Here is an 18,346-nt window from a genome sequence, read left to right on the forward strand (position 1 = left end):
GCCCTATGTTCGGTAACACCAACCTCACACAATTCATCTTCGGGCGGCTCACCTGGGAAGCGATCCCCTATCACGAGCCGATCCTGGTCGCGACGTTCATCGCCGTGGCGATCGGCGGCATCGCCGTCCTGGCGCTGATCACGAAATACAGGCTCTGGGGCTACCTCTGGACCGAGTGGTTTACCAGTGTCGATCACAAGAAGATCGGCATCATGTATGTGATCCTAGCGCTCATCATGCTGCTGCGCGGCTTTGCCGACGCGATCATGATGCGCCTGCAGCAGGCGATCGCCTTCAACGGCAACGAGGGCTATCTCAATCCGCACCACTACGACCAGATCTTCACCGCACATGGCGTGATCATGATCTTCTTCATGGCCATGCCCTTCGTCACCGGCCTGATGAACTATGTCGTGCCGCTGCAGATCGGTGCGCGCGACGTCTCCTTTCCGTTCCTCAACAATTTCTCGTTCTGGATGACGACGGCCGGTGCCGTGATCATCATGATGTCGCTGTTCGTCGGCGAATTCGCGCGCACCGGATGGCTTGCCTATCCGCCGCTGTCGGGCGCCGATTATAGTCCCGGCGTCGGCGTCGACTATTACATCTGGGGCCTGCAGGTCGCGGGTGTCGGAACGACCTTGTCCGGCATCAACCTGATTGCGACCATCGTCAAATTGCGCGCACCGGGCATGACGCTGATGAAGATGCCGGTCTTCACCTGGACGTCGCTCTGCACCAATATCCTGATCGTCGCCACCTTCCCGATCCTGACGGCGACGCTGGCGCTGTTGTCGCTCGACCGCTACGCCGGCACCAACTTCTTCACCAATGACCTTGGTGGCAACCCGATGATGTATGTGAACCTCATCTGGATCTGGGGCCATCCGGAGGTCTACATTCTCATTCTGCCGGCCTTCGGCATCTTCTCGGAAGTCGTTGCCACCTTCTGTGGCAAGCGGCTCTTCGGTTACGCCTCCATGGTCTATGCGACCTGCGTGATCATGATCCTGTCCTATCTTGTCTGGCTGCACCACTTCTTCACCATGGGGTCCGGGGCATCGGTCAACGCCTTCTTCGGCATCACCACGATGATCATCTCGATCCCGACGGGGGCGAAGATGTTCAACTGGCTCTTCACCATGTATCGCGGCCGCATCCGCTACGAGGTGCCGATGCTGTGGACCGTCGGCTTCATGGTCACCTTCGTCATCGGCGGCATGACCGGCGTCATGCTGGCGATCCCGCCGGCCGACTTCGTGCTGCACAACTCGCTGTTCCTGATCGCCCACTTCCACAACGTCATCATCGGCGGCGTCGTGTTCGGCCTGATGGCGGGTCTCGTCTACTGGTGGCCGAAAGCCTTCGGCTACAAGCTCGATCCGTTCTGGGGCAAAATGAGCTTCTGGTTCTGGCAGATCGGCTTCTTCTTCGCCTTCATGCCGCTCTACGTGCTCGGCCTGATGGGCGTTACCCGCCGCGTGTCGCAGTTCGAGGACCCGTCGCTGCAGATCTGGTTCGTCATCGCCGCCTTCGGCGCCGTGCTGATCGCGCTCGGCATCGCCTCCTTCGTCGTCCAGCTCGTCGTCAGCTATCTCAGGCGCGACCAGCTGCGCGACACGACGGGCGATCCGTGGAACGCCCGGACGATCGAGTGGTCGACCTCCTCGCCGCCGCCGGATTACAACTTCGCCTTCACGCCCGTCGTGCACGATCACGACAGCTGGTACGACATGAAGAACCGTGGCTACGAGCGTCCGCTCGGCGGCTTCAAGCCGATCCATATGCCACGGAACACCGGAACCGGCGTCATCCTCGCGGGTCTCAGCGTCGTGCTCGCCTTCGCGCTGATCTGGTACATCTGGTGGCTGGCGATCGTTGCGTTCGTTACCATGCTCGTCGTGTCGATCGGCCACACGTTCAACTACAAGCGGGATTTCTACATCCCTGCCGAGACCGTCACTGCAACCGAGGACGCCCGGTCCGAACTTCTGGCGGAGCGCACCTGAGATGGCGAACAAGACCCAAGTCGAAGCAACCGAAGCGCCGCAGTTCTATCTGGAGGAAGAGCACCATCCGGAAGGCAGCACCATGCTGGGCTTCTGGATCTACCTGATGAGCGACTGCCTCATCTTCGCCGTCCTCTTCGCCACCCATGGCGTGCTCGGGCGGAACTATGCGGCCGGTCCGTCGCCGGCCGATCTGTTCGATCTGCCGCTTGTTGCCATCAACACGGCAATGCTGCTGTTCTCCTCGATCACCTATGGTTTTGCCATGCTCCAGATGGAGCGCAACGCCAAGATGGAGACGATCTTCTGGCTTGGCGTGACCGCCGTGTTCGGCCTGGCGTTCCTCGGGCTGGAACTCTACGAGTTCTATCACCTGATCCTTGAGGGGGCAGGCCCGACACGCAGCGCGTTCCTGTCGTCGTTCTTCACGCTCGTCGGCACCCACGGCCTGCACGTCACCTTCGGCATCATCTGGATCGTGACGATGATGGTGCAGGTCAAGATGCATGGCCTGATCCCCGAGAACCGTCGCCGCCTGATGTGCCTGTCGATGTTCTGGCACTTCCTCGACGTCATCTGGATTGGCGTCTTCTCCTTCGTCTATCTGATCGGAGCCATCGGATGAGCTCACAGCCAAACAGCCTCACCCATGAAGATGCCGGCCAGGCCCATCACGGCCACAGCCACGGCCACCAAGCCGGCCACGGCTCGTTCAGAAGCTACATGATCGGCTTCGCGCTTTCCGTCGTCCTGACCGCCATTCCCTTCTGGTTGGTCATAGGCGGAGTGTTCGATAGCAAGCTGACGACGGCCGTCTTCGTCATGGGCCTCGGGGCCATCCAGATCGTCGTGCACATGATCTTTTTCCTGCACATGAACCCGCGTTCGGAAGGCGGCTGGACGATGATGGCGCTGATCTTCACGCTCATTATCGTCGGCATCGCGCTCGCCGGCTCGCTGTGGGTCATGCACCATCTGAACGTCAACATGATGCCGATGACGCACGAAATGATGAAGAACATGCCATGACGGCCCGTTGACGGCATGGCGATGAACGGGGGAGCGGCGAAGATCGAAGTGGGGGCAGAGCTTGTCCGCGCTCGCACCATTCTCACTGTCGCCCTGTCGGTGCTGATGGTGGCTTTCTTCGCCCTCGGCTCCTGGCAGGTGCAGAGGCTCTTCTGGAAGCTCGAGCTGATTGCCCGCGTCGATGCCCGGGTTCACGCCGAACCTGTTCCGGCTCCGCCCCCGGCCGAATGGCCCGGTATCAGTGCGGAAAAGGACGAATACCGTCGCGTGACCACGACCGGCGTCTTCGAGCACGAGAAGGAAGTGCTGGTCCAGGCGGTCACCGAGCGTGGCGCCGGCTTCTGGGTGATGACGCCGATCGTCCAGGACGACCGGTCGACCATCCTGATCAACCGTGGCTTTGTTCCGCTCGATCGGCGCGATGCTGCCGCCCGCTCCCAGAGCCGGACTTCCGGTGTTGTAGAGGTTATCGGCCTCTTGCGAATGCCGGAACCGGGTGGCGGCTTCCTGCGTTCCAACGACCCGACAGCCGATCGCTGGTATTCGCGTGACGTCGTTGCGATCGCCAAGGCCCAGGACCTGGCGAATATCGCGCCTTACTTCATCGATGCCGACGCCACGCCCCATCCGGGTGGTCTCCCTGTCGGCGGGCTGACGGTGGTCAGCTTCCGCAACAGTCATCTCGTTTATGCGGTAACTTGGTATGTGCTGGCACTGCTGAGTGCGGCGGGCATCTTTGTTGTTTATCGCTCGCGGGCGGGCTGAAGGCTTGGCGATTGTGCGTCGGCGCGGATAGGTTTCACGAAAGACGGACATCTCTCGGGTGCGATACCGCAGATGCATCCTCGCCCGAACAGCCGCGCCACCGATTAACGATAAGCACAAAGGCCTCCCATGCAGTCAGTCAGCATCGAACAGGGCATCGAGGCCGCCGGCGTCGGGCTGTTCCAGCGTCGCCTCTTCGTCATCTTCGGCCTTGTCTGGGCGGCAGATGCTATGCAGGTGCTGGCAATCGGTTTCAGCGCGCCGTCAATTGCTGCGACGTTCGGCGTCACCATCCCGCAGGCTCTGCAGTCGGGCACGTTCTTCTTTCTCGGCATGCTCGTCGGTGCCTTTGTTTTCGGGCGGCTCGCCGATCGCATCGGCAGGCGACCGGTGCTGTTCATCGCGATCATCATCGACGCAATTTTCGGCATCGCGTCGGCCTTTGCACCCGACCTTACCTGGCTATTCGTGGCCCGTTTCCTCACCGGGCTTGGGGTTGGCGGCACGCTGCCGGTCGATTACGCCATGATGGCTGAATTTCTGCCGGCCAACCGACGGGGGCGCTGGCTGGTGCTGTTGGAGGGGTTCTGGGCCATTGGGACCGTTGCACTGGCGATCCTGGCGCTTGTGGCTGGCAGTCATGGCAGCGAGGCTTGGCGGATCATCTTTTTCATCACCGGCATTCCGGCGTTGATCGGTGTCGTCCTGCGCTTCTACGTCCCGGAATCGCCCTTTTACCTGAACCGGCAGGGACATTCGACCGAGGCCCGCAGCGTCTTGCAGCGCATCGCTGATTTGAACGGACGGGATGTCGCCATCCCGCCGATCGTCCCTCAAGCTGCCGAGCGCAAATCGATCACAGCACTTCTATCGCCTGCGCTTCGCCGCCGGACGATCTTTCTGATGTCGGCGTGGCTGCTCATTTCCATATCCTACTACGGCATCTTCGTTTACTTGCCGGTCAAGCTTGCCGGCGAGGGCTTCGGTTTCATACGCGGCGAAGTCTTTCTCGTCGTTCTGGCACTGGCCCAGTTGCCCGGTTACGCGTTGGCTGCCTATGGCGTGGAACGCTGGGGGCGGAAGGCAACATTGATCGGCTTTCTCCTCCTCAGCGCGGCCGGCTCCCTGGCCTATGCTCTTGGGCAGAGCATAGGGCTTGTCGTTGCGGCCACGCTGTTGATGAATTTTGCCCTTTTGGGCACGTGGGGTGCGATCTATGCGTTGACGCCGGAAATCTATCCGACGAGCCTGCGCGCAAGCGGCATGGGCACGGCCGGCGCAATCGCCCGTGTCGGCGGGTTGCTTGCGCCGTCGATGGTTGCCCCGATCATGGCGACCAGTTTCACGACCGCGCTCGGCGTCATTTCGGGCCTGCTACTGCTTGCGGCGCTGAGCGTGTCGCTGATCGATGCCGAACCCCGCAACAAGGGTCTCGCGTGAGAGGTGAGATGCAGCACTGTTCCAGTGCTCGCCTTTGATGATTTCGACTACTTGAACTCAATCACGACGACGGTCGCGGCCCGCGCGATATTCTGCAAGGCATCCAACAGGGATACGCCACTACCGGTCTTGATGTGGCTGAGCGTTGCTGCATTTTTGAACGTCAGTTTGCATCGCCCGGGATAGCCCGGCCCGCCGCCCTCGACCGCGTCCCAGAACGCGTCGAGGTTGCAGCCAAAGTCTCGACCAGCCGCAGGATTCGTCACGGCAAGGTAGCGGCGCCAGAGATCCGCATCGGTCGCAATCCCCTGACAATCGATGACAAAGTGCTTCATTCATGCTGCTTTCGAGAAGCCGCCGTCGGCACCAATAGGGCACCGGCGTGCCCGGTTCAATCGGCCGTGGTGCACCCGATGGCAGATCATTCGCGATGAAGCGTACAACGCTCCTGCTTGCCGAAGTTGTGTCGAGGCAAGCCGTTCGAAAAGCCCGCCTGCGAGAAGCGGCAGGCACCTGTTAACCAATTGTTAACCATCCGTCGCCTAGATCACGGCAACGAAAAATTAACGAAGATGATCAAAGTGCTAACAGACGCTCGTTCGATCCGTATCAAGGGCCGCTCGTTCCTGAGCCTCGCGCTGTCGCCCGAGCTTCCACTCGATTCGTGGCTGACGCGGCTCGACGATCTGGCCGCTCGCTCGGCGGGTTTTTTTCTCGGCCGACCGGTAGTGCTTGATATCGTCGACCTCGAAATCGACCGGCCGCAGCTGAAGGGCCTGCTCGAAGAACTCGCCAGCAGGAACGTCCGCGTCCTGGGCATCGAGGGCGGACGTCCCTCGCTGTTCGAGCCGGGCATGCCACCCTCAATGAGAGGCGGGCGGCCGGCGCCGGAATTCGAGGCGGCAGCGGGCGAGTTGATCGCCGGTGAGCCGAAGGCACCTGAGGCTGTCTCCGTCATCGGCCAGGAAACGCCGGCGGCCAGAGCGAGCGCGTCGATCATCGTCAGGGAGCCGGTTCGTTCCGGACAATCGGTGATCTTTCCGGAAGGCGATGTCACCGTGATCGGGTCGGTCGCATCCGGCGCCGAAATCATCGCCGGCGGTTCGATCCATATTTACGGAGCGCTCCGGGGGCGGGCGCTGGCGGGTTCCGTAGGTAACACCTCGGCACGGATCTTCTGCCGCCGGCTGGAGGCAGAACTGCTGGCCATCGACGGTGTCTACAAGACCGCCGACGACATGGCGTCCGAGCTTCGTGGACAATCGGTGCAGCTTTGGCTCGAAGACGACTCGATCATGGCAGAGAGACTTAACTGAGCCGGTGCCGGCCAGGAAACAGGAGCGGAAGATGGCGAAAGTAGTTGTTGTTACATCGGGCAAAGGCGGCGTCGGCAAGACGACGTCGACCGCTGCTCTCGGCGCAGCGCTCGCGCAGCGCAACGAGAAGACCGTCGTCGTGGATTTCGATGTCGGCCTGCGCAATCTCGACCTCGTCATGGGTGCCGAGCGCCGTGTCGTCTATGACATGGTCAACGTCATTCAGGGTGACGCCAAGCTGCCGCAGGCGCTGATCCGCGACAAGCGCCTGGAGACGCTCTTCCTGCTGCCGGCATCGCAGACCCGTGACAAGGACAGCCTGACGCCGGAAGGCGTGGAACGTGTCATTAACGACCTGAAGAAGCATTTCGACTGGATCATCTGCGACAGCCCTGCCGGGATCGAGCGCGGTGCAACGCTTGCCATGCGCCATGCCGACATGGCCGTGATCGTGACCAATCCGGAAGTTTCCTCGGTTCGCGACTCCGACCGGATCATCGGCCTGCTCGACGCCAAGACAGAGAAGGCCGAGCGGGGAGAACGGGTCGAGAAGCACCTGCTCCTGACCCGCTACGATGCGCTGCGCGCCGAACGTGGCGACATGCTGAAGGTCGACGATGTCCTGGAGATCCTGTCGATTCCGCTGCTCGGCATCGTTCCCGAGAGCATGGACGTGCTCAGGGCATCCAACATCGGCGCCCCGGTGACGCTCGCCGACAGCAAGTCTGCGCCGGCGCTTGCCTATCTCGACGCCGCTCGCCGGCTTGCAGGCGAAACCGTGCCGATGACCATCCCGGGTGAAAAACGCGGTCTGTTTGGCAAGATCTTCGGACGGAGGGCAGCATGAGCATTTTCAGTTTCTTCAAAAAGCAGAGCTCGGCCCCGACGGCGCGTGAGCGCCTGCAGGTCCTGCTGGCACATGAGCGCGCCTCCGTCGGCCAATCGGATCTCGTTGCGCTGCTGCGGGAAGAGATTCTTGCGGTCATCTCCAAGCACGTTCAGATCGACGACGACAAGGTCACAGTCAAGATGGACCGCGGCGAACACGTGACGACGCTGGAAGTCGACATCGAGATCCCGCTCGCCGCCGGTGCACGGGCAGCCTGAAAGCGGGTCCGCAGCATATGACGTCAGGCAGCAGGGGATATCGATGGTTCAGATCATCCGTTCCTGTGCTGCCTGACGTATCCCGTCATGCTGTGCTACTGCATCGTCTTGCAGCGCCCTTGGCGTCCCATTTGACGCGCGACGCTGTTGAGGTCCGCTATGTCCCATGAGCAAGTGGAATGCATTGTCGCGGGAGCCGGCGTCATCGGGTTGGCCGTCGCTCGCGCGCTTGCTCAAGCCGGCCGTGAGGTGATCATCGTCGAAGCGGCCGATCGTATCGGCAGCGTAACGTCGTCGCGCAACAGCGAAGTGATCCACGCCGGGATCTACTATCCGGCGGGCAGCCTGATGGCGCGCTTGTGCGTCGAAGGCCGGGCCCTGCTCTATGCCTATTGCCGCGAACGCGGCATCCCCCATCGGCAATGCGGAAAGCTGATCGTGGCCACCTCGGCCTTGGAGCTTGAGCAGCTCCCCGATATCGCGGTGCGCGCGGCGCAAAATGGCGTGCCGGATCTCCGGCAAATCTCGGCCGCGGATGCGCGCGTCCTCGAACCGGCGCTTGCCACCACCGGCGCGCTGCTGTCGCCGGTAACCGGCATCATCGACAGCCACGCGTACATGATGTCGCTGCTTGGCGATGCCGAGAATGCCGGCGCGGTCTTGGCGCTCAACAGCCCCGTCGAGCGAGGCAAGGTGACCGATGGCGGTATCGTCATCGACGTCGGCGGCGCCGAACCCATGAGCCTTGCCTGCCGGCTGTTCGTCAACGCCGCCGGCCTCGGCGCACCGATGCTGGCGCGCCAGCTTGAGGGCATGCCTCTCGGGCTCGTGCCGAAAGAGTACTATGCCAAGGGCGACTATTTCTCCCATGTCGGCAGGGCGCCGTTCTCACGGTTAATCTATCCCGTGCCGGTCAAGGGTGGACTCGGCATCCATCTAACCATCGATATGGCCGGCCAGGCCCGTTTCGGCCCCGATATCGAGTGGGTCGATACATTGAGCTATGACGTCGATCCGGCGAAGGCCGCATCATTCTACGCCGGTGTTCGCCGCTATTTTCCTGGCCTGAAGGACGGCGCGCTCGTGTCGGCCTATTCCGGTATCCGGCCAAAGATCGTGCCGCCGGAGGTGGCAAGCCAGGACTTCGTCGTGCAAGGACCAAGCGTGCACGCCGTGCCCGGACTGATCAATCTGTTCGGCATCGAGTCGCCCGGCCTCACCGCATCCCTAGCGCTGGCGAAGCTGGTGGCAGAAATCTAGGCCTGTGGGCAACTCAACCGTCGTTTGGGCCGCAGGACAGCTCGCCTAATCCGTAAACGACGGATGCCAGCTTTTCCGTTCCCCGGCGCAATTCGTCCGGTGTCAGCGAGGCATAGCCGAGCACCATGCCGGCCCGGTCCGGTTTGCGTTCGAGATAGAGCGGCGACACGGGGTAGATGCCAATCCCGGCAGCCCCCGCGGTTTCGATCAGCCGCGTCTCATGCTGTGCGCTGATCTCACGGAACCAGACGACGACATGCAGCCCGGCCGATGTGCCGACGATCTCTAACTGTTCGCCAAAGCATGATGTCAGTGCCGAGATCAGGGCGGCGCGACGCTCGGCATTGGACCGGCGCATCCTACGGACATGCCGTTCGTATGAGCCTGCTTCCAGTAGGATTGCGAGCGCCTCCTGCTCAAGGCTCGGGCTATGCCGGTCGGCGATCTGCTTGCATCGCGTGAAGACCTCGATCAACGGCCGGGGAACCACGAGATAGCCCAGCCTGAGGGCCGGCGAGAGCGTCTTCGAGACTGTGCCGACATAAATGACCCGGTCACGATCCGCTTGAAACAGCGGCGGTATCGGCTTCACGTCATAGCGGTACTCGCCGTCGTAGTCGTCCTCGATGATATAGGCTCCGACCGCATAGGCCCATTGGAGCAACGCGTCCCGCCGGCTCTGCGGCAGGACGCCACCGAGCGGAAACTGGTGGCTCGGCGTCACGTAGGCGAGCGCTGATTTTCCACGGGACGGCAGGTGCTCCACGACAAGGCCGGCACGGTCGCAGGGAGCGGCAACGATTTCAGCGCCGGCGGCGACCATGACGTTGCGCGCCATGGCATAACACGGTTCCTCAACAATGACGCGGTCGCCGCGATCGACGAGAACGCGGGCGCAGAGATCCAGCGCCTGTTGCGAGCCGGAAACGACGACGATCTGATCGGCGTCGCAGCGGATGCCGCGCACACGCCAGAGATAGCCCTGAAGTTGTTGTTTCAGGGCGGCGGAGCCGGTCGGATGCTCGTAGGAAAGGCTATCACGGCGGCGCAGCAGCGCCGCATTCATCGCCCGCCGCCACAGCAGCGTCGGAAAGTCGGCGGCGGCAATATCGCCATAGCGAAAATCGAACTCCAGTGCCGGCCGCCTCTCAGCATAGTGGATCGGAAGCTCCATCAGCCGGGCAGCATAGTCCGACATCGGCCATTCCAGGCGATGCTCAGCCTGTCGGCTGTGTCGCGTTCCTGGCCCGGCCATATCCGAGACGATCGACGCCGAGCCCTGGTGGCTGATCACGTAGCCCTCGGAGACGAGCTGGTCGAAAGCGGCCGTGACCGTCGTGCGCGACACGCCCAGTTCCTCGGCGAGCGCACGGCTCGATGGCAGCCTGTCACCGGGCGCATAGACGCCAGCACCAATCTGCTCTTGCAGCTCAAGGTAAATGCGGCGGGCAGCGCCCGTGCGTTGTGATCTCCCACCGCTCAACTGGCCCAATGAAAAGCTCCGAAACTGGACGTTTATTTTGTGCCAGTTAACGCCGATGCTGCGCGAAGTTCAAGGAGAGTTCCATGTACACGCCGCCAGCTTTTGTGGTCGACGACACCAGCGAAATACACGCGATGATGCGGGCATGCCGCATCGCCAATTTTATCACCGCGACGGCGCAAGGTCCCTTGGCGACACCGCTGCCGATGTTGCTCGACGCTGAGGAGGGAGAAATGGGTACGCTTTATGCCCACCTCGCCCGCCCCAATCCGCAGTGGCAAACGCCCATGATTGGCGATGGCCTCGCTGTCTTCATGGGTCCCGACGCCTACATCACCCCGGCCTGGTATGCAGCGAAGGCCGAGCATGGAAAGGTGGTTCCGACATGGAACTACACTGCTGTTCAAGCAAAGGGCCCGGTCGAGTTCTTCGATGATCCGGCCCGGCTGCTCGATGTCGTCAAGCGGCTCACTGATCTCCACGAGGCGGCGGCCGCAAAGCCGTGGGCCGTCAGCGATGCGCCTGCGGCTTATATCGCAGCGCAATTGCGCGGCATCGTCGGTATTCGAATGCCGATCACGCATCTGACAGGCAAACGCAAGCTGAGCCAGAACCGTCCAGAGCCGGACAGGATGGGCGTCAGGAACGGCCTTTCGGAAAGTCATCGCGATTTCGACCGCGCAATTGCGGACATGATCCCCGTTCCATCATCATCATCATGAGACAAGAGCATGTTCAAGTCTGATTTCGATCCACAACCGGCATTGAGCGGCGAGGCCATCTTCCTCAGGCCGCTGCGGCCGGAAGACCTCGAGGGCCTTTACTCCGCAGCAAGCCATCCCGACGTCTGGGCAGGGCATCCAGCAACGGATCGCTACAAGCGGGAGAACTTCGAGCCCTACTTCGCGTTGTTGCTTGCAAGCGAAACGACGCTCGTGGCGATCGATCGGCAAAACGACAAGATCATCGGATGCTCCCGCTACTACGTCGCTCCTGACATGCCGGACAGCATTTCGATCGGTTTTACTTTCCTCAACAACGCCTATTGGGGCGGCGGCACCAACTTCGACCTGAAGCGGCTGATGCTCGGCCATGCCTTCGGTACCTATCCGGAAGTCTGGTTCCATATCGCGCCGACAAACATTCGTTCGCGAAAGGCGACTGCCAAGCTCGGTGCGGCGCATGTCTATGACGCGATATTGGACCTCTCGGGCACGCCGTCGCCGTGGATGTGCTTCCGGCTGCGGCAGGACGATTGGAACCGTGTCGTCGCCGGCAGGGCTGAGGTCGCTTGATCCGCTTCGTTGCCGCGGTCAGGCTTTTCCCGGCGTCGAAAGTCAGTGCAAACAAGCGCAAACCCCGAGGATTTCCACTCGTAGAAGGTTTTTCTGACGCTGGCCGGAAGGGCGTTTCGTCTGGAAGCGATCGGCGAGGTGACCATCTGCTGTGGCAACCGTCGCATCGCTGTTTGATCGTGCGCAGCTGGCGCTTCATAGCCTCGAACAAGTCGCAACGGCAGACGCAAGAAGAACGGGCTCTCCCTATCGGCGAGCCCGATTTTTAATTGTAAGGCATTGCTTACTATTATTCTTCCTTGAAATCCAATGACGTGCCGGGGAGATAAAGCGAAATCGGCCGGATCTCATAGGTGGCCGTCGGGTTGGCGCGGCGCAGATCACGGGCTGCCGCCACGGCTGCCTCAAGCGTTGGAAAATCCACGACGTAGAGACCGAGCAATTGTTCCTTGGTTTCGGCAAAGGGGCCGTCGATGACAATGCCCTCGCCTTTGCCTCGCAGCGTCACTGCATGCTGGGTGGGGCCAAGCCGTGCCGCCGGGCCCAAGGATTTTTCCCGCACGAGGCGGTCATTGACCTGGAGCAGGTCGGTCATCAGGGCCGCGTCCTCCTCCTCGGTCCAGGATTCGACCACTCCCTCTTCGTGATAGGCGAGGATGGCGTAATACATCAAAACATCTCCCTTGCGCGTTTTCGGTTTTCGCTCAGCCAGTAACCATCGGGACGTATTTGGGTGAGCGCCGCCGGGAATATATGGCCGGATCGGCGCGCAGACTATGGGCATGCACGTTTCAATTGAAGGAACGGTTCGAGGCGAAAGCGCTCACGCTTCAACAAACTGTCGCACAGGAGGGGTATCGGAGACCGCGAAGCAATCTTGACGTCCGCGCCCGCCCATGACGGCGCCGACGTTTGATGGGTATGACATGCGCACGTCTCGAATACTGGCCGGATTGATCGAACGACACGACGAGCTGGAGCTCAAGCTCGATTTTCTCGAGTGCACCAGCACCGCTCTCAGCGATGATGGCACTCTTGCCGAGTTGCGACACACGCTCAAGGAAATCAGGCGAGATATTGCCCGCAACCGAACCCGTTGTCGCTGACGTTCATCAGCGCGGACCTTGATGTTGGCGCAGGCGCCTCGCTGTCTCATCGCCAAACGGCGAGAGCACGCAGCACGTTGTCGGCGCTGCGTACTTTCGACCCATATTGTGCAGGCGGGATACTGCCTTCACCGAGAGCGCATCTGGTTTCGACGAGGTAGCAGAAACGCTCTATCTCTTTGTTTTTGCACATTTCCAGGAAAACCGCCTCGCACTTTTCCTGGCTTTAGTCCGTGTGTCTGACAATGGCCGGGATGATGATACCCCAATCGGCCCTGTGAAGTTCATGCCCGCCGCCGGCGATCGGAAGATATTCGGAGCCGGCCACAACTTCGGCAATGGCCATCCCATGCTCGACCGAGAAGATCGGGTCGGTGGTGCCATGGATTACCAGCAGCGGCGCTTCGAGCGATTTGAGCTTGCCTTTGACAGTGTCGCCGCCCTGAAGCATGAAGTGGTTCGTGGCGGAGAGTAGGCCGCCCGAGCGATCATGATCCCGCTCGATGAAGGCACGGATCCGGTTCGCGTCATGGGGGTGGGCTGTGCTCGCGACCATGCGGGCGTCCTTCGTCATGAAATCGATCACTTGTGTCCGATCCGACCAGTCAACGCTTTCGGCCGCAGCGACGTGTTCCATATAGTCAGCGTTTATCGGTGGAAGCTCAAGCTCGAGTCCCATTGGCGTAGTGCTGACAAGCGTCAGCGACGACACCCGTTCCGGAGCGGACAACGCCAGGATCTGAGCGATCATGCCGCCGAGCGACATGCCGACGAGGTGAGCCGATGCAATGCCATAGGCGTCGAGCACGGCAACTGCATCACCGGCCATGTCCTCCATCGAATAGGGAGGATTGCCGGGGGCATATTTGGTGGAAAGCCCCGTATCGCGGTTGTCGTAGCGGATGACATAGCGCCCGCTTGCCGCCAGCTTGCGGCAGAATTCGTCGGGCCACCACATCATCGAGGTCATCGCACCCATGATCAAAAGCACCGGCGGCGCTAAGGGATCGCCAAAGGTCCCCGTGGCGATGGTGACGCCGTTGCCGCCTACGACATTCTTGGACGTTTCCTCGGCCATGGCCCTGCTCCTCGCTGTTGCACCAGTGGCGGCCAGGGCTGCTGCCACGAGCAGAAACTGGCGTCGGCGATGTAGGTATCTACAGCGCCGCGCGGCATATTAGACGCGCAAAGGTCGCTGTAGCACTTTGAATTGCTGCATGCTTTCATCCTTAAATCGAATGGGATTTAAGGAAACAGCGTGCTTTTCATCGTCGGCTCCCTCGCGACATCTAACGTCGGCATGGGCAGACACTACGGCTCCCGACCTTCTCGCTCGAGAGAGGAACTGGCCAAAATAGGGGCGTTCGTGCCAGAGCGCTGTAAGTCGCGCAGCTTTTGTTAGGTCGCGTCTAGACCGGCGGGTCCACGAGGCTCTGATGGCGGAAGGCACGGGCGTCGCAGACGCCGCGTAACGGGGCGCTTGGCCGACAACCGGCTGGCGGCCACGTCGATCACTGCGTTGTTGAAACGGTCGGGCAGTTATCGTCGTAAAACGACCGGGTGGGGAACCCGGTCGTGTTTGGTCCGCGCCTTTTGATCGAGCAGGCTAGTCGACCAGGGCGCAGCCCAGCCGCTCGAGTTCCCGGTCCACCCAGGACCTGTCCATCGTTCCAGAAAGCGTCGCCGCCATCTGCTTGGCCTCGGCATCCTGTTTGGCCCGGGTTGCCTTGAGGACCGCTTCGGCATCCGCCTTCGGCACGCAGACGATACCATCGATGTCGCCGAGCATCAGGTCGCCCGGATTGATGACCATTCCGGCGATGGAAATCTGGAAGCCGATCTCGCCCGGTCCCGTACGATAAGGGCCGCGATGGGTGACGCCAAGCGCATAGAGCGGCAGCGGCTGGGCGCGGATGGCTTCGGCGTCGCGGATTGCGCCGTTGAGGACGAAGCCGGCAACGCCGCGCTTGACCGCATGCGCCAGCATCAGTTCGCCCATCAGCGCATTGGTCGTGTCGCCGCCGGCATCGACGACGACGATGTCGCCCGGTGCCGCCATGTCGATTGCCTTGTGCAGCATCAGGTTGTCGCCCGGGCAGGTCTTGACCGTCAGCGCCGGGCCGGCGAGCACGCCGCCGCTATGCATCGGGCGTAGCCGATCACCGCCGGCGACAAGCCGCGACATGCTGTCGGACACGTTGGCGACGGGCAGGACGCGGAAGGCCTCGACATAGGAAGCGTCGATACGCTTCATGCTGTTCTTTACTCTGAAACCGATGGGCATGTGGTCTTCCTTCTGGAACTCTCGAGCGTTTCCGGTTTAGGTGGGTCGTAGAAACGCTCTATCTCGTTGTTTTCATGCATTTCCCGGCGGAAATCCGCCTCGCGTTTCCCGGGAAAGCTTCAGGCGGTCGCCTTGCGCAGGCCGAGGCTCTGCGGAGCCGCAAGGCTGAAGGCATCTGGCGCTTGGCCGTTGAGGACGCTGATGATGTGGCGCGCGGCAATTTCGGCCATCGCTTTCGATGAGCCGTGGGTGACGCCACCGATGTGGGGCGTCGCCAGCACCAGCGGCGAGGCCCAGAGCGGGTTGTCGGCAGCCGGCGGTTCGGCTGCGAAGCTGTCGAGCGCGGCACCCGCTATACGCCTGTCGCGCAGGGCGACGGCGAGCGCCGCCTCGTCGATGATGCCGCCGCGGGCGGTGTTGACGATGAAGGACGTCGGCTTCATCAGCGCCAGGCGACGGGCATCGATCAGGTGGCGAGTCTCCGCCGTCAAAGGGCAATGCAGGCTGACGATGTCGGCGCGGGCGACAAGCTCGTCGACGTCGTCGATGGCGGTTATGTTCCCCTGAGCGAGTGCCGCTGCGGCATGCGGATCGTAGACGATGACGTCCATGCCGAGTGCGTGCGCCATGGCCGCTGTCTCGCGGCCGATCGAGCCATAGCCGATGAGGCCCATGAGGGTGCCGGCGATGTCGCGCCCCATGAAGGTCGGTTTCGGCCATTGGCCGCCTCTGACCGCCGCGGTCAGCGGTGCGATCTCCTTGATCAGCGCCAGCGAAAGCGCGATCGTGTGTTCGGCGACTGCGCGCGCGTTCGAGCCCATCGAGCGCAACACGGGTATGCCGCGATCGGCGGCGGCCTGGATATCGACATTGTCGACGCCGACGCCATGTTTGACGATGACCTTCAGCTTCGGCGACGCGGCAATGACAGCCTCGTTGATCTGGCCCTGCCGCACCATGATCGCGTCGACGCCGAGATCGGCGGCGCGTGCGGCGACGACATCCGAGGCGTCATAGGGTGGAGAAAAGAAGACATCGCAGTCATGGGCGTTGAGCAGCGCGACGGCGCTCTCGGCAATCCTGTTGTGGGTTACAAGGACGCGCCATTTGCGGTTTGTATGGTTCTCGGCAGCTGGAAAGTCGGACACTCTGTTCTCCAGGATAGATGCGGGGTCGCCGGGCGGTTGGATCAGCCCGTGGTGCGCGCCAGCAATCCGCGGGCGCGCGTGACGATCGGCAGGTCGACGAATTTGCCCTCGAAGGTGAAGGCACCGATCCCGGCCAGTGCGGCGGCATCGGCGGCGGCAATCAGCCGTCGGGCGCGGTCGAGCTCTTCCGCGGAAGGCGAGAAGCCGTCATTCAGCAGCGAGATCACGCTCGGGTGAATGCAGGTGGCGCCGTCGAAACCGAAGTCCTTGGCTTCCCTTATGGCTGCAGCCAATCCCTCCTTGTCGGCATAGTCGGCCGTGCTGCGCAGCAGCCCGAAGGAGAGGACGCCAGCGGCCTTCGCGGCGTAGTGGATCATCAGCTTCGGTATGCGCAAAACCTCAGGCGTCGGCTGGGCGCCCATGGATGTCGCAAGGTCCTCGCCACCAGCCGACAAGGCGAAGACCCGCGGGCCTGTGGCGATCGACGTGGCGTTGAGCAATCCCGCGGGATCTTCGATCAGCGGCGCAAACCGCATCGGCGGCCGGTTCGCGGCCGATTCCAGCGGCTCCAGGTGCCGATCGAGTTGATGCAGGACTTCAGGCGAAGACACCTTGGGAATGTAGAGCGCCAGTGCGCCGGCCTCGCAGGCCGCACTGGCGTCGGCCAGCATCGTCGTTTCGTCATGGGTGTTGATCCGCACGATCACCGCAGCGCCGCGCTGGCCAACCATCGGCACGGTTCGAGCAAGAGCGACCCTTGCCGCGTCCTTCTCGTTGGCGGCGACCGCGTCCTCGAGGTCGATGATAATGGCATCGGCGCCGCGTTCGTGGGCCTTTTCTAGAAAGCGGGGCGAACTGCCGGGAACATAAAGTAGCGAGCGCAGCATCATTCGGTTCTTCCCCCCATGATCAGGTCGATTTCGTCGGTCGACAGGCCGACTTCGTTGAGGACGTCGCGGGTGTTTTCGCCAAGCGCCGGTGCCGGGTTGCGCCAAACGCCGGGGGTCGCCGACATCCGCGGCAGGATGTTGTGCATGGGCAGCGACCCGTGCTCACGATCCTCCACTTCGGTAAAAACCTCGCGCTCGATGAAATGCGCGTCGCTAAAGGCATCGGCGATGTTGTAGACCGGCCCGACCGTTGCACCGGCCCGGCGCATGACGTCGAGTGCGTCGTCGCGCTCCCTCGTCGCAAACCAGGCACTGACGGCCTCGTCGACCAGCGGCCGGTTGCGGACCCGGTCGGTATTGGTGGCAAAGCGCGGATCGGTGATCATTTCGGGACGGCCGATGATCTCGAAGATACGTTTGGCAACCGCCTGGGTGGAGCCGGACAGCGCGACGTATTTGCCGTCGGCGCATCGATAGACGTTGCGTGGCGATGTCGTGTTGGAGCCACTGCCGACCCGTTCCTTGATCTTGCCGGTCGTCTTGTAGATCGCGGCCTCCGGTCCGAGCACCGAGAACATCGGCTCCAGCAGCGACAGGTCGATGACCTGCCCGCGCGCCGTGCCGCGCTGGCGCGCCAGCAGCGCCATGCTGACAGCCGAAGATCCGTAGATGCCGGCGATCATGTCGGCGAGTGCCAACGGCGGCAGTACCGGTTCCCGATCGGGAAAGCCGGTGCGGGCGGCAAATCCGCTCATCGCTTCCACCAGCGTGCCGAACCCCGGCAGGGTGGCGTAAGGACCGGTCTGACCGAAGCCGGAAATGCGCACGATGATCAGGTCGGGATTGCGGGCAAGCAGCGTCTCCGGCGCCATGCCCATCTCCTCGAGCGTGCCTGGGCGGAAGTTTTCGATGAAGACATCGGCCGTGTCGAGCAGCTTGAGCATGGCGTCCATCGCCGCCGGTTCGCGAAGGTTGAGCATGGCCGAGCGCTTGTTGCGGCCATAGGTCTTCCAGTAGAGCGAGCTGCCGCCGTCGCGCCAGTCGCGCAAGGGATCGCCGACCGGCGGCTCGACCTTGATGACGTCGGCGCCGAAATCGCCGAGTTGCAGCGACAGCATGTTGCCGGCGACCAGCCGCGACAGATCGACGACGCGAATGCCGTCAAGCGGGCCTTTGGCGGCGGCGTCGAAGCTTTTGGGTTCCTTGGTCATGAG

Annotated in this window: 20 protein-coding genes; 12 read left to right on the plus strand and 8 right to left on the minus strand. The window is 62.2% G+C overall.

The features are described from left to right. The first annotated feature begins 5 nt into the window (after window positions 1-5). The 5 genes from cyoB to ASD52_RS11315 all read left to right on the plus strand — a co-directional run bounded on the left by cyoB (window position 6) and on the right by ASD52_RS11315 (window position 5,243). Complete coding sequence (gene cyoB / locus ASD52_RS11295) at window positions 6-2,009, plus strand: cytochrome o ubiquinol oxidase subunit I (protein ID WP_025429526.1); 2,004 nt, start codon at window positions 6-8, stop codon at window positions 2,007-2,009. Window position 2,010: 1 nt separating this feature from the next. Beyond that, on the plus strand, window positions 2,011-2,634 hold the full coding sequence (gene cyoC, locus ASD52_RS11300) for a cytochrome o ubiquinol oxidase subunit III (protein ID WP_025429525.1): 624 nt from the start codon (window positions 2,011-2,013) through the stop codon (window positions 2,632-2,634). After that, on the plus strand, window positions 2,631-3,038 hold the full coding sequence (gene cyoD / locus ASD52_RS11305) for a cytochrome o ubiquinol oxidase subunit IV (protein ID WP_025429524.1): 408 nt from the start codon (window positions 2,631-2,633) through the stop codon (window positions 3,036-3,038). Before cyoC ends, cyoD begins: the two co-directional genes overlap by 4 nt. Window positions 3,039-3,143: 105 nt before the next feature. After that, window positions 3,144-3,803, plus strand: coding sequence for an SURF1 family protein (locus tag ASD52_RS11310; protein ID WP_244497459.1), 660 nt, complete (start codon window positions 3,144-3,146; stop codon window positions 3,801-3,803). Window positions 3,804-3,932: 129 nt separating this feature from the next. Beyond that, window positions 3,933-5,243 (plus strand): MFS transporter, encoded by a 1,311-nt coding sequence (locus tag ASD52_RS11315; RefSeq protein ID WP_057224366.1) that lies wholly within the window; start codon window positions 3,933-3,935, stop codon window positions 5,241-5,243. Between the two features lie 47 nt (window positions 5,244-5,290). On the opposite strand, the gene ASD52_RS11320 is transcribed toward ASD52_RS11315, so the two are convergent. Further along, window positions 5,291-5,578, minus strand: coding sequence for a barstar family protein (locus ASD52_RS11320; RefSeq protein WP_057213134.1), 288 nt, complete (start codon window positions 5,576-5,578; stop codon window positions 5,291-5,293). Between the two features lie 237 nt (window positions 5,579-5,815). Here ASD52_RS11320 and minC point away from each other — a divergent pair, with 237 nt between their 5' ends. The 4 genes from minC to ASD52_RS11340 all read left to right on the plus strand — a co-directional run bounded on the left by minC (window position 5,816) and on the right by ASD52_RS11340 (window position 8,926). Beyond that, window positions 5,816-6,559 carry a septum site-determining protein MinC gene (gene minC, locus ASD52_RS11325; protein WP_057207625.1) on the plus strand — a complete coding sequence of 248 codons (744 nt, stop codon included), beginning with the start codon at window positions 5,816-5,818 and terminating at the stop codon, window positions 6,557-6,559. 31 nt (window positions 6,560-6,590) lie between these two features. Further along, window positions 6,591-7,406 carry a septum site-determining protein MinD gene (gene minD, locus ASD52_RS11330; protein WP_025429519.1) on the plus strand — a complete coding sequence of 272 codons (816 nt, stop codon included), beginning with the start codon at window positions 6,591-6,593 and terminating at the stop codon, window positions 7,404-7,406. Next, on the plus strand, window positions 7,403-7,666 hold the full coding sequence (gene minE, locus ASD52_RS11335) for a cell division topological specificity factor MinE (RefSeq protein WP_025429518.1): 264 nt from the start codon (window positions 7,403-7,405) through the stop codon (window positions 7,664-7,666). Before minD ends, minE begins: the two co-directional genes overlap by 4 nt. A 159-nt stretch (window positions 7,667-7,825) precedes the next feature. Next, a complete protein-coding gene (locus ASD52_RS11340; RefSeq protein WP_057224368.1) occupies window positions 7,826-8,926 on the plus strand; it encodes an NAD(P)/FAD-dependent oxidoreductase in 1,101 nt (366 codons plus the stop codon). A 13-nt stretch (window positions 8,927-8,939) separates the two neighbouring features. Here the strand turns inward: ASD52_RS11340 and ASD52_RS11345 are convergent, their stop codons facing one another. Next, complete coding sequence (locus ASD52_RS11345) at window positions 8,940-10,418, minus strand: PLP-dependent aminotransferase family protein (protein WP_057224370.1); 1,479 nt, start codon at window positions 10,416-10,418, stop codon at window positions 8,940-8,942. Window positions 10,419-10,492: 74 nt separating this feature from the next. Here ASD52_RS11345 and ASD52_RS11350 point away from each other — a divergent pair, with 74 nt between their 5' ends. Further along, on the plus strand, window positions 10,493-11,131 hold the full coding sequence (locus ASD52_RS11350; protein WP_057213140.1) for an FMN-binding negative transcriptional regulator: 639 nt from the start codon (window positions 10,493-10,495) through the stop codon (window positions 11,129-11,131). Between the two features lie 9 nt (window positions 11,132-11,140). Next, on the plus strand, window positions 11,141-11,704 hold the full coding sequence (locus ASD52_RS11355; RefSeq protein ID WP_063991832.1) for a GNAT family N-acetyltransferase: 564 nt from the start codon (window positions 11,141-11,143) through the stop codon (window positions 11,702-11,704). 289 nt (window positions 11,705-11,993) lie between these two features. Here the strand turns inward: ASD52_RS11355 and ASD52_RS11360 are convergent, their stop codons facing one another. Continuing rightward, window positions 11,994-12,374 carry a YciI family protein gene (locus ASD52_RS11360; RefSeq protein WP_057224371.1) on the minus strand — a complete coding sequence of 127 codons (381 nt, stop codon included), beginning with the start codon at window positions 12,372-12,374 and terminating at the stop codon, window positions 11,994-11,996. 226 nt (window positions 12,375-12,600) lie between these two features. Here ASD52_RS11360 and ASD52_RS11365 point away from each other — a divergent pair, with 226 nt between their 5' ends. After that, window positions 12,601-12,810, plus strand: a complete 210-nt coding sequence (locus ASD52_RS11365) for a hypothetical protein (RefSeq protein WP_025429512.1) — start codon at window positions 12,601-12,603, stop codon at window positions 12,808-12,810. 226 nt (window positions 12,811-13,036) lie between these two features. Here ASD52_RS11365 and ASD52_RS11370 read toward each other — a convergent pair whose 3' ends face one another. The 5 genes from ASD52_RS11370 to ASD52_RS11390 form a co-directional block, all read right to left on the minus strand. Continuing rightward, the gene (locus ASD52_RS11370) at window positions 13,037-13,888 is read right to left on the minus strand and encodes an alpha/beta hydrolase (protein WP_057224373.1); all 852 of its coding nucleotides are present in this window, start codon (window positions 13,886-13,888) and stop codon (window positions 13,037-13,039) included. A 528-nt stretch (window positions 13,889-14,416) separates the two neighbouring features. Next, the gene (locus ASD52_RS11375) at window positions 14,417-15,094 is read right to left on the minus strand and encodes an RraA family protein (protein WP_057224375.1); all 678 of its coding nucleotides are present in this window, start codon (window positions 15,092-15,094) and stop codon (window positions 14,417-14,419) included. 119 nt (window positions 15,095-15,213) lie between these two features. Then, a complete protein-coding gene (locus ASD52_RS11380) occupies window positions 15,214-16,242 on the minus strand; it encodes a hydroxyacid dehydrogenase (RefSeq protein ID WP_057224377.1) in 1,029 nt (342 codons plus the stop codon). A 41-nt stretch (window positions 16,243-16,283) separates the two neighbouring features. After that, a complete protein-coding gene (locus tag ASD52_RS11385) occupies window positions 16,284-17,132 on the minus strand; it encodes a CoA ester lyase (protein WP_025429508.1) in 849 nt (282 codons plus the stop codon). After that, entirely contained in the window at window positions 17,129-18,343 is a 1,215-nt protein-coding gene (locus ASD52_RS11390; RefSeq protein ID WP_057224379.1) for a CoA transferase, read from the minus strand. Before ASD52_RS11390 ends, ASD52_RS11385 begins: the two co-directional genes overlap by 4 nt. Window positions 18,344-18,346: the final 3 nt, after the last annotated feature.

Origin of the sequence: Ensifer sp. Root142 (assembly GCF_001426785.1) — a bacterium.
In the GTDB taxonomy this organism is placed as follows: domain Bacteria; phylum Pseudomonadota; class Alphaproteobacteria; order Rhizobiales; family Rhizobiaceae; genus Ensifer; species Ensifer canadensis.